This window comes from Streptomyces sp. LUP47B (genome assembly GCF_001746295.1).
Lineage (GTDB): Bacteria > Actinomycetota > Actinomycetes > Streptomycetales > Streptomycetaceae > Streptomyces.
Window position 1 is genome coordinate 46,783 of the sequence record NZ_MJAH01000034.1, and the last position, 11,330, is coordinate 58,112.

At 64.4% G+C, this 11,330-nt stretch carries 7 protein-coding genes, 1 tRNA gene, 1 other RNA gene and 3 pseudogenes; 7 read left to right on the plus strand and 5 right to left on the minus strand.

The window, feature by feature from the left end; all coding sequences use genetic code 11:
* Positions 1–187: 187 nt before the first annotated feature.
* Positions 188–1,111 carry a hypothetical protein gene (locus BFN33_RS48005; protein ID WP_141758085.1) on the minus strand — a complete coding sequence of 308 codons (924 nt, stop codon included), beginning with the start codon at positions 1,109–1,111 and terminating at the stop codon, positions 188–190.
* A 198-nt stretch (positions 1,112–1,309) separates the two neighbouring features.
* Positions 1,310–1,825: a hypothetical protein gene (locus BFN33_RS52915; RefSeq protein ID WP_141758086.1), complete on the minus strand. Its 516-nt coding sequence runs from the start codon at positions 1,823–1,825 to the stop codon at positions 1,310–1,312.
* Positions 1,826–2,148: 323 nt separating this feature from the next.
* On the opposite strand from BFN33_RS52915, the gene BFN33_RS48010 reads away from it, so the two are divergent.
* Together BFN33_RS48010 and BFN33_RS51140 are read left to right on the plus strand one after the other, a co-directional pair.
* Positions 2,149–2,703 (plus strand): hypothetical protein, encoded by a 555-nt coding sequence (locus tag BFN33_RS48010; protein WP_069766537.1) that lies wholly within the window; start codon positions 2,149–2,151, stop codon positions 2,701–2,703.
* 439 nt (positions 2,704–3,142) lie between these two features.
* Positions 3,143–5,491, plus strand: a complete 2,349-nt coding sequence (locus BFN33_RS51140; protein ID WP_256123092.1) for an NB-ARC domain-containing protein — start codon at positions 3,143–3,145, stop codon at positions 5,489–5,491.
* Positions 5,492–5,691: 200 nt separating this feature from the next.
* Here the strand turns inward: BFN33_RS51140 and BFN33_RS48020 are convergent.
* Together BFN33_RS48020 and BFN33_RS48025 are read right to left on the minus strand one after the other, a co-directional pair.
* Positions 5,692–6,180: pseudogene (locus tag BFN33_RS48020) on the minus strand (AAA family ATPase); the annotation flags it as partial.
* Between the two features lie 36 nt (positions 6,181–6,216).
* Positions 6,217–6,744, minus strand: a complete 528-nt coding sequence (locus tag BFN33_RS48025; protein WP_069766540.1) for a hypothetical protein — start codon at positions 6,742–6,744, stop codon at positions 6,217–6,219.
* A 134-nt stretch (positions 6,745–6,878) separates the two neighbouring features.
* On the opposite strand from BFN33_RS48025, the pseudogene BFN33_RS55780 reads away from it, so the two are divergent.
* The 3 genes and pseudogenes from BFN33_RS55780 to BFN33_RS55170 all read left to right on the plus strand — a co-directional run.
* A pseudogene (locus BFN33_RS55780) lies at positions 6,879–7,555 on the plus strand (DNA methylase); the annotation flags it as partial.
* A gap of 6 nt (positions 7,556–7,561) precedes the next feature.
* Positions 7,562–8,527 (plus strand): annotated as a pseudogene (locus BFN33_RS48030) (ATP-binding protein); the annotation flags it as partial.
* Positions 8,528–8,771: 244 nt separating this feature from the next.
* The gene (locus BFN33_RS55170) at positions 8,772–9,080 is read left to right on the plus strand and encodes a tyrosine-type recombinase/integrase (RefSeq protein WP_256123093.1); all 309 of its coding nucleotides are present in this window, start codon (positions 8,772–8,774) and stop codon (positions 9,078–9,080) included.
* A gap of 79 nt (positions 9,081–9,159) precedes the next feature.
* Here BFN33_RS55170 and BFN33_RS48040 read toward each other — a convergent pair.
* A tRNA-Ser gene (locus BFN33_RS48040) sits at positions 9,160–9,247 on the minus strand.
* Between the two features lie 72 nt (positions 9,248–9,319).
* Between BFN33_RS48040 and ffs the strand changes: the two genes are divergently transcribed.
* Positions 9,320–9,418, plus strand: an RNA gene (gene ffs, locus BFN33_RS48045) — signal recognition particle sRNA small type.
* A 57-nt stretch (positions 9,419–9,475) separates the two neighbouring features.
* The coding region (locus tag BFN33_RS48050) for a DNA polymerase III subunit gamma and tau (RefSeq protein WP_069766547.1) at positions 9,476–11,330 on the plus strand (1,855 nt) is incomplete at its 3' end.

The window sequence follows — 11,330 nt, forward strand, 5'->3', positions numbered from 1 at the left end:
TCAAGACCGATGGGTGATCACGGCGACCACGCCCTCTGACCTGCACGATAAGCCTCCGCTAAGCGCTCTACGAAGGTTCTGGCCCACGCATGGCCCACGGCCCTCAAGAACCACCGTTGCAGCCCTCGTTGGGTACGGCTACTCGCCAGGGCGCCGCCGTGCTTGGGAGGCGTTGCCTCACCCAGCGTCAGTCAGGGATCTCGGTAAGAAGGCGTCCGGCCAGAAGGTCTGCGACGAACAACTCGAGGCTCGCGGCGAGAGCATCTACATCACGTCGGTTAGGGCGCGGCACGTTTCCGTGCGTGAGCTCGCTGCGCATCGTGTAGCAGCGGCTGAAGAAGGCGTCTGGCGCCTGGCCTGCGTACGTACGAGGCTCCAGGGTCCGGGCCAGTCGCTTCCCGGCTTGTCCGATCGACTCATCCCGCAGCTCCTTGAGACTCCCTCGTAGGGAGTTCCGCTCGGTTTGGGTGAGGTCTGGGTTGGCTTTGGTGGCCTCCATCATGGCGGTCACGTGCGCCCTGGCGACATCCGAGCGGGGCTGGCGGACGAGCAGGGTCTCAATCGCCATGGCCAGCATCAGAAGCCGCGAGTCCGCCGATGGTTGGAAGAAGGAGCCGCTGTACAGGTCAAAGGCCAACCGCTCAGAACCGTCCAACGGATCATGGAGCCGCGCGGCCTGCGTAAACACCAGGCGGTTCCGCTCCTCGGACGGACGCTTGCACCCCTCAAGACTCGGCGCGGCAACGAAGCGAAGGTCCGGCTGATCTTCGAAGACTGTGACGCCGGACAGGTGTGCCAACACAGGGCGCCCCATTAGCCCGGAAAGCCATTCCTCACCCGCTTTGGTCAGCATATTGACGGGCTGTCGATCCCCAAAGTCGGCGGCGAGGTGGACGCGAGCGAAGGCACGAGTAATCACGTCGCGCCACCGCTCGCCGTCCCGGGCAGCTTCGTCCTGGGCCGCGTAACCCTCGCCCCGGATCACCAAGTTGGTGGCGTCACACAAACGTTGGTCGGCATCCCCGAAGGGCTTCAGCCAAACCTGTTGCTCTCCTTGACTCCCCAGGAGGAACTGGCTTTCGCTCAGCCCGAGCTGGGTCTGCTTCGGCATCGTGAAGGGGAGACGAAAGCAATACACGGGCACCCCCGGAAGTCGTGGCCAGCTCCTCGTGAGCCTAGTGCTCCTTCGGATCTCATTGAATTGAATTAAGGGTTGGCGACGGTGCCAGCCAGCGTCGACACCCGCTTCACTTGACTCTTCCACTTGCGATGAACGCGGTTGCGGTACTTCGCTGCTGTACAGCAGCACTCAACGAAGCGGGGCTGGTCCTCGATAGTTCCCGACTTCGGGATCAGGAGGCCCGCTCATACCTAAGTCCAATCGCATCGCCTCGCGTAAGTCTGCGTTCTTCAGCCAGTAGACCGCCCGCAGGTGCAGGAAACGATCTTCCGTGATGGAGGGAACGTCGATCAACTGGTCCCTTATGGCCTCCAAGGCCCGTGTCACCTCTGAGGCCAATGCCACTATGTGGCTTGGGGCGGTGAGGGACAGCGCCTGCCGATATTGCCAAAGTTGCGAGCTATCGATAGCTTCATGAATCGCGCCGAAGCGCCCTCTGTCGGTGAGGCCGTCCTTGAGGGCAGACGCTCTCATCTGGGCATGAGCACGACTGCTGGCCATGACGAACTCCTGATAGACGGCGCGACGCTGCTGGACCCACTGCTGGTTACCTTCGCGACGCCATCGCAGCCGCTCGGCAAGCAGAGCAGACCCGACACCCACGATGGCGCCGCCAATAGTGCCCACGGGAGCAATCCAATCCATGCCAGGTGTCGTACCCAGGCGAGAAACCACTGATCGACCGTTGAGTGAGCGTGGAGTCCAGCCGTGCGTGGCCAACTGCGCCTCCGATATCAAAACCTTGGGTGATCTAGAGACGATTGGCGACCTGACCTACGGAGCACCGGCCTGGCACGTAGATGCCATCGGGACCAGGTCGCCCAACGTCTCCTCGTCCGCGTCGGTGACCTCGACCTGCGTGAGGAGCACGCGCCAGCGGGCGACGACCTCAGTGAACCGCTCGTGAGCGGCCTGCCGAATGACGCTCGGGGCCGTGTTCGGCTCTGCAGTGCGGAAGCATGTGCGCCATGAACCTCGCCCCAACCCTCCTGGTGGCCGCCGCTACGGCTGTGGTGACTGCCACCGCAACTGGCTTGTTCGTCACTCCCCGGCTGGACGCGCGGAAGAAGCGGATCAGTGAGGCCCATACTGCCCGCGACACCTTCGGCACCCACCTCATGACGGTCCTGGCGACCTGCTCACTCCTGGAACAGACGCCGATCGACGACCCGGCCTGGAGGCCTGTACTGCGGGACCGGATCAAGGGAGAGCGGGAACGGTGGCTGCAGCAGCTCGACGACGCCACGCGATGGATGGTCGACAACGTCGCCGTGTACGCCGGCAGCTGGCCCTTGCAGCGCCACAAGGACTTCGCTGTCTCCTACGCGGCGAGCGTCAGGGGCGTAGTCCTGTCCGAACGGGAAGAGGCCACCAAGCGGGCGTTGCTGCTCGGGCTGACCACTCCGGTCCAGCGCCAGTTCTTCGGTTTCTGGTGGACCAGGGCCCGCCACTTCACATCCGACCAGGGGTCGTTCGCCGCGACTCTCGCCCGCCTGAACTCCGAAGAGCCTCCCGCGCCGTAGTTCAGACACCAGAAGTGACGTCGACCAGAAGGCTGGCCCCGTGCCAGCCGTCGCCGTTCCCAGGTTCGGCGACGCCCTAATGACAAGCGATAGCCACGAGCCTGGCGGTGAGTACCGCCCGTAAGGCGCGGGTATGGATGTATTCCACGCCGACTGTGAGACAGGCCATGTATGGATCATCTAAGGTGACGTCACTTCACACGGACGATCCAAGTGAACTTCTGGGGGAGATATGAGTTCAAGTGCCACTCGACTTACCTGCTTTGCACTCCTGTCAGCAATGGAAGAGGATTTACGGAACGCCATTCTGGGCGTATGCGGTGAAAGCGAAGACCCCCGGGTCGCCCTAGGCGAGGTTCGGTACGACCGATCACTCAGTCGAATCACGCGGGAACTGGGTAGTCAGCAGAAGGTCACTATCGCCAGCCTATCCCCTTACTTGGATTTCGCCGAGTCTTACGAAGTGCTTTCAAAGTATAAAAAGAATCTGCCTGAGCAAGTACAGGAATCTCTGCAGGATTTTGCGCCACGTCTGGGTCAATTGACACAGGTCCGCAACAGGGTTGCTCACACCCGACCAATGGAGATTGACGACCTTGCAGTCGTACACGATGTGGCGAAGAATGTCTATGCTGCAGCTCCATCCTTCTGGGATAAATTGAGTGGAACTCTCGCGAAGCTCCAGGAAGACCCGGCGTATGTCTTGGGGCTGACCATCAATCTGGTGACGGACCCAGATACCGCTCCTCAGCATAACCTCCCTGCGCCAGAGTTCGACGAAACAGGGTTCTTTGGTCGCCGGCCGGAGCTCGACCGGATCAAAAAGGCCATCAAGGGCGCTTACCCCGTAGTGTCGATTCTGGGTGATGGTGGAATCGGAAAGACTTCCATTGCATTGAAGGTTGCATATGAACTGCTTGACGACCCGAAAAATCCATTTGACGCTTTCGTGTGGGTGACTGCAAAAGCGACAATCCTCACCGTCAACGAGATCCAGCGCATTAGTGGAGCGATCGAAAACTCCTTGGGTCTCTTTGCTTCAGCGGCTGAACAATTGGGCAGCCCTGAGGCTCAGGGGGCGGGCGACCCCGTGGCCGAAGTCCTCTCCTATCTGGAGCATTTCAAGGTTCTGTTGATCTTGGATAACATGGAAACTGTTCTCGATCAGCGTCTGCGCAACTTCCTCCTTGATCTCCCAATGGGGAGCAAGGTCATGATCACAAGCCGCATTGGCTTGGGGATCGAGAATCCTGTATCTTTGGCTCCTTTGTCGAACGATGACTCAAGGCGTCTACTTCTGAAACTTGCTCGAGTGCGCAACGTGGAGGCGTTGCAGAGCCTCCGTCCGCCAGTCCTGGATAACATGGTGCAGGCCATGAAGGGGCACCCAGCCTACATTCGGTGGTTCGTAGCTGGCGTCCAGGCTGGCAGGCGCCCCGAAGAGCTACTTCACGAAAATGACCTTCTCCTCGAATTCTGCATGTCGAACGTATATAAATTCCTAAAGGAGAATGCTCGCTCAGTCCTGCGATCGATGCAGGTACTTCCAGGGCGGCGGAGTCAAGCTGAACTCGCCTTCCTTAACGGTTACTCCGCAGGGGAAATTCAATCAAGTTTGCTGGAATTGATCACCACGAACTTTATCCAAATGCAAGGGGCGTCCACTGGACAAACTACCGAAACCACGTACCAACTCACGGATTTCGGAAAGCAGTATCTGGATAAGAAGCATTCGGTTGGATCGCTTGAGCGGGCGACATACGAGGGGAGAAGTCGGGAGCTATCCGACCTAGGTATGAGACTACAGGCGGAAAGTACTGCATCCCCGTACGATCCGCAGACGCTTGATATTCAGGGCCCAGGAGATTTCAGCACAGCGCGTATTCTTCGTGATGCCTTGAGAAGCTACGACCGGGGTGACGCAGATGGCGCATTGCTGATCTGCCGTGAAGCCCAAAAGCTATCGCCCGGATATCATGAATCCTGGCGAGTTGAGGCATATATTCAAACCGGACTGAATGACGTTCCGGGCGCTCGCGCAGCGTACGAACGTGCGCATGAGCTTGCGCCTGAATCGGCTACTCTAAACTTCCTATACGGCTCCTTCTTGGTAAATGATGCAGTTGATCTTGCATTGGGACTTGAACTCCTCCAAAAGGCAGCTGTCCTCACGCAGGTCCCACCCGTCGTGGTAAATGAAATCGCCTGGGCCCATATTCAGTTGGGGGATTTTGAGTCCGCGCTAACTAGCGCATCTCATGCCATTACCCTTAAACCGGATATCCACGAGGGATCTGCCGCAATGACGATGGGTGTACGAGCCGGAGTCTATGAGGCCGAAAAAAGAATCCGGAACACGCAACTCGACGCTGCCGTGGAGGTTCTAGAGGCGGCGGTCAACCTTGTTGAATCTGGGCGGCTAGAGATGTTGAGCGGGGAGCCGGAGGACCGCATTCTGCAGTTGATCGACATTAGTGAAGGACTTCTTCGAAGAGTAGATGACGACTTCCTTATTGGAAGCCTAGAAAACTTTTCGAATCGCCTTAGGGATCGATTGCGGACAGTCGATCCGAACCTACTGAACCGCAGGGTTGGGCAAGTTACAAATGTGCCACCTGACAAGATTTTTGGCTTTACTCGGTCCTGGGGGAGGGACTATTTCTTCCACCTCAGAGATTTGATAGACGAAGCTGAGTGGCCTTACATCGTGCCTGGCGCCTCGGTGGCCTTCTTGCCAGACGAGGGGCAGAAGGGGCTGCGAGCCACCGCTCTGCGTTGGCTCGGGTAAGCGGAATCTGGAATCGACGGGAACGAGACGGGTGTCGCCGGCCGCGTGCTCAGTTTCCTTGAAGAACTTAGCGACGATGAGCGTGACGCCGTTGCCGACGTAATCGGGGGTGCTCTGGACCTCCTAGGCGGCGCCAGAATGGCTGTGCAGCAGTCGCCCCTTCGACCGCCATGTCGAGCGGCGGCTGCGTTCATTGATCGTCAAAAACGAGCAGCTTCTAGAGCCGCGACTACGGTCGCAACATCACCGTCGTACGTCATGTGCGGTTCGTCCGCCTCAGGCGGGATGAACCGGGTGCGGTAACGCTGGAGATCGCTCTCAGAGAAGTAGATCGAGTTTGGATCGTCCGCATGGGCCTCGTTGCGTTTGCTGACCCTCGCCCAAAGCTCATCGTGGCTCGCTGCGAGATAGACCAGCACAGGGGTGGCGCCGGCGTCGGTGGCGATGGCTCGCCACCTAGCCCGATCTTCCGGGGTCCAAAAGCCGTGGTCGACGACGACGTCATGTCCGGCCTTGAGCTGTTCCGTGAGTTCAACCGCCACGTCTTCGAGCACGGGCCGTTCAAGGGTGGGGAACGTGCCTCGCGGGAAGTCGGCCCCGTACACGCCATGCCGGCGGTACATCTCTTCATCCGGGCACAGACGAACGAACCCGCGATCCGTGAGGGCGCGGGAAAGGGTGGTCTTGCCGGAGCCGGGGGCCTTTTCGAGACCCTCCCTGCGTTCTCAGGGAAGGACGGGCGGCTCAGGAGGCGAGATGTCGGAGGCTGCGGGCCGCGACGGCATGGGCACCCCGCACGCCTTTCCCGACGCGTCCGCGTCGAATACGATCCCCGCGCCCTCGGGGACCTTCCCCGCTCCCAGGATCATCTGCCAGCCGTTCTTCTTCAGGCGCCAAGCCTGGTCGGTGTCGTCGGCCAGCATCTGCTCCATCTGTCCCCAGCCCCGTGCTTTGAGCACGGCAAGCACCGAGTCCACGGACTCACGCTTCGGCGCGTCTCCAGTCCGCAAGGACGCGATCACGCGGCACGGATTGCCGGCCTTGCTCGTGTCGAGGAAACCCAGGTGCCCGATCCCCGCAGCAGCGGCCGCAGACCGGACATCGCCCCGTACGGCATCGGGGGTCAGCTCGTCCCTGGCCTTCTTTTCGGCCGCACGAGCAGTCGTCGTCGCCCGCTTGCCTGCTGTGCCGACGCTGTCACCGCCGCCGCAACCTGTCAGCGCCGTCATCACCGCTATCGCGGTCACGGCCACTCCCACCCCACGCATGTGTCCTGCCTTCGAATCGCTTCGTGTGTAGTCACGCCAAGGGCGGCCCTCGCATCTCGCCAAAGAACTGGGGCCGCCCTTGTCCAGCCAGAACCTTCAAGGAACTGGGGACCTTCAGCATGACCCACCAACCCGACCTCGGGCGACTGCTCGCCCTGCTCGAACCCCTCAATGTGTTGGACGCCTACTGCTGCATCGGCGGCGCCACTACCGGCTACCGGCGCGCGTTCGGCAACTGCCACATCACCGGCATCGACATCCAGGCGCAGCCGGACTACTGCGGCGACGCCTTCCACCAGGGCGACGCCATCGAGTACATCCGCGCCCACGGCCACGAGTACGACTTCATCCACGCCACCCCGCCCTGCCAGGGCGAGGGCGCCCCGACCCAGGGAACCAACCGGGCCCGCAACGCAGCCATCGGCCGCACTTACCCCCGGCTCATCGCCCCGACCCGGGCCGCCCTGGAAAGCACGGGCCGCCCGTACGTGATGGAGAACGTGGCCGGCTCCCAGGTCCCAAAGACCTGCGCCTGTGCGGCGAGATGTTCGGCCTGGGGGTGCTCATGCACCGCCACTTCGAACTCGGGGGCTGGATCACCGCGCAGCCCGCTCATCCCAAGCACCGTGGCTATGTGCGCGGTTGGCGGCACGGCGTCTACCGCGAGGGCCCCTACGTGGCCGCGTACGGCGCCGGCGGTGGCAAGGCCACCGTGGATGAGATCCGCGCCGCGAAGCGCATCGACTGGTCCACCGACCACCTCAGGTTGCGGGAAGCCCTCCCGCCCGCCTTTACAGCCCCCCACATCCGCGTCGCTCCCGGATTCGACGGCGCGACCTGGCTCGACCTGGGCCGCAACGACGGCAGGTCCGTCCGCATCCACGCCACCGGTCGGGACGTCCTCACCCCCGACCCGCAGGAAGTCTGCTGGAGGCGCACCCAGCTCACCGGGGAACTCCCCCTGCCCGCCAAGGACACCAACGGCTAGGGCATCGACCTCCTGCTGCGCCTGTGCAACTTCGCCAGTGCTGAGACCGAGTGCCTGGCCATCGCCTGGCTGATCGGCTGCCTGGAACCCTCCGTGCCCGTTCCCGCGCCGTTCCTCACCGGCCCGCAGGGGGCGGGCAAGTCCACCGGGGGCCGGATGCTGGTGCGGATCATCGAGGGGATGAGCGGCGACCTGCGCCGGGCCCCGAAGGACGAGGAGAACATGATCACGGCCGTTGCTGCCGGATGGGTCACCGCCCTGGACAACCTCTCCCACCTGCCCCCGGACCTGTCCGACCTCATGTGCTGCATCGTGACCGGTGCCGAGAGCATCAAGCGCGCGCTGTTCACCGATGGTGATGTCGTGCGCTCCCGCTACCGGCGCCCCATGCTGCTGACCGGTATCGACGTCGGCGTCATCCGGCCCGACCTCGCCGAACGCCTCCTGGCGCTGCGTCTCGTGCGGCCCCAGGTGCGGCGGACCGAGGCAGAGCTGTGGGTGGAGTACGCGGAGATCCTCCCCGTCGTTCTCGGCTCCCTGCTGGACCTGACCGTGAAGGTGCGGGCCGCTGAGGCGGACACCCCCACCGACCTGCGGATGGCCGACTTCGCCCACCTGTGCGCGCAGCTCGACGCGGCGACCGGCTTCGGCTCGCTGGCCGCGTACCGAGCGAGTCTGGATGACCTCAACGACGGCGTCATCGAAGGTGACCTGCTGGCGCAGACGGTCCTGAAGCACGCAGCAGGGCTCGACGCCGGCGCCGAAGTGCGTATGGCGTCCAAGACTGCGACCGAAGTACCTGCACGGCTGCGGGGGAGAGTGCGACCGGAAGCCCGGGTACTGCAAGCAGCGAATCAGGAAGAACGAGGACACGGCCAACACCAAGTCGAAGGCCGGCCGCCGGGTGATCGGCGTGCCCGGCGAATTGGTCAGACTGCTGGAGCTGCACCGCAAGGAGCAGGACCGAGAGCGCCGGATCGCCGCACAGGAGTGGAACGAGACCGGTTTCGTCTTCACGTCTCCCGTGGGTGAGCCGCTGGTGCCCAGCACGGACTACGACGTGTGGCAGCAGCTCCTCACCGATGCCAAGGTGCGGGACGGACGGCTGCATGACGCCCGGCATACCGCCGCCACGATCCTGCTCATCCTCGGAGTTCCGGAACGGGTGGTGATGCAGATCATGGGGTGGTCGTCGACCGCGATGGCGGCCCGCTACCAGCATGTGACGAGCGGGATCATGGCCGACGTGGCGCAGCGGGTCGGCGGTCTCATCTGGGAGGTGGCCAAGGCTGCCGACGAAGGTGGCCCGGAGTGCTCCGCAGGCTCACGTTGAGACTGTAGATGAGACCGCAACCGTCGAAGGGCCCCACCGCGAACGGTGGGGCCCTTCGACATCGTGCCCGGTGAGGCACTGGCGGAGGATACGAGATTCGAACTCGTGAGGGTGTGAACCCAACACGCTTTCCAAGCGTGCGCCCTAGGCCTCTAGGCGAATCCTCCGCGGCAAACAATACAAGACGTTGAGGAGTGCTCGCGAACTCGTTCCCACCCGCTGCCATCGGGTACTGTTTGGGCAGCCCCTCACGCGGCGCTATCTGACTGAACTCCCCCAGGGCCGGAAGGCAGCAAGGGTAGGTCGGCTCTGGCGGGTGCGTGGGGGGCGCTTGCGTTCCCGGTGGAGCGCACGCGCGGGCCCCGGTGTCAGTGGGCGCCTATAACCTCGTATGCGTGTCGTCTCTCGCGTTGTACCGCCGCTATCGCCCGGAGTCCTTCGCCGAGGTCATCGGGCAGGAGCATGTCACCGACCCGCTGCAGCAGGCGCTGCGGAACAACCGGGTCAATCACGCGTACCTGTTCAGCGGTCCGCGCGGATGCGGCAAGACGACCAGCGCGCGCATCCTCGCCAGGTGCCTGAACTGCGCGCAGGGGCCCACCCCCACCCCCTGCGGCGAGTGCCAGTCCTGCCAGGACCTCGCACGCAACGGCCCAGGTTCCATCGACGTCATCGAGATCGACGCCGCCTCCCACGGTGGTGTGGACGACGCCCGTGAGCTGCGCGAGAAGGCCTTCTTCGGGCCCGCGAGCAGCCGCTACAAGATCTACATCATCGACGAGGCCCACATGGTCACGTCGGCAGGGTTCAACGCGCTGCTGAAGGTCGTCGAGGAGCCCCCGGAGCACCTCAAGTTCATCTTCGCCACCACCGAGCCCGAGAAGGTCATCGGGACGATCCGGTCGCGAACCCATCACTACCCCTTCCGGCTCGTCCCGCCCGGCACCCTGCGGGACTACCTCGGCGAGGTGTGCGGCAAGGAGGACATCCCCGTCGAGGACGGCGTCCTGCCCCTCGTCGTGCGGGCGGGCCAGGGTTCCGTGCGTGACTCCATGTCCGTCATGGACCAGCTGCTCGCCGGGGCCAAGGAGGAGGGTGTGACGTATGCCATGGCCACGTCCCTCCTCGGCTACACCGACGGCTCCCTCCTCGACTCCGTCGTCGAGGCCTTCGCCACCGGTGACGGCGCCGCCGCCTTCGAGGTCGTCGACCGAGTCATCGAGGGTGGCAACGACCCGCGCCGCTTCGTCACCGACCTGCTGGAGCGGCTGCGGGACCTGGTCATCCTCGCCGCCGTTCCCGACGCCGCCGAGAAGGGGCTCATCGACGCCCCCGCCGATGTCATCGAGCGCATGCAGGCCCAGGCCGGCACCTTCGGCGCGGCCGAGCTCAGCCGCGCCGCCGACCTCGTCAACGAAGGCCTGACCGAGATGCGCGGCGCCAACTCGCCCCGCCTCCAGCTGGAACTCATCTGCGCGCGCGTGCTGCTCCCCGCGGCCTATGGGGACGAGCGCTCGGTGATGGCCCGCCTCGACCGCATCGAGCGAGGCGTGAACTTCTCGGCCGGCGGCGCCCCCGCGATGGGGTACGTGCCGGGGCCGGAAGCCCACGGGGGAGCGGCCCTGGGTACCCCGGGCGTCGTCCAGGGCATGCCTGGTGCCTCGGGTGGCTCGACGGCCGCCGTCCCGCCGGCGGCACCGGTACCGCCCGGTGGCGGCCCGGCCGCGGCGCGTGCGGCGGTCCGGGCGTCGGGCGCGAGCAGCGGAGGTTTCGGCAGTGGCGCCCCGGGGGGCGGCATGCCCGGCGCCGGAGCGCAGGGAGTCGGCGTCCCGGGCGGCGGCGTTCCGTCCGGAGCAGGTGCCACCGGAGGATTCCCCGGTGCTACGGCCGGAACAGGTGGCACAGGCGGATTCCCCGGTGCTACAGCCGACTCGGCGCCGCCCGTCGACGGGGCCCCCGACTCGCCCGCCGGTCCGGCCCACGGTTCGTCTCCCGACCTCCACACCGGCGACCCCCACACCGGCCCGGCGCACGGTTCACCCACGGCCCAGCCCTCTGGTGCTCCCTCCGGCCAACCCTCCACCGCCCACCCGGAACAGCCTCAAACGCCTCACCAGCAGCCGTCCGTCACACCGCCCCCGGCCGCGTCGGGATCTGCTCCCGCGCCCGGAGCCTGGCCTGCCGCCGCCCCCGTCGGCGGCGGTCGGCGTCCCGGTGGCTGGCCCACCGCGGCCCCGGCAGGCGGCGGCC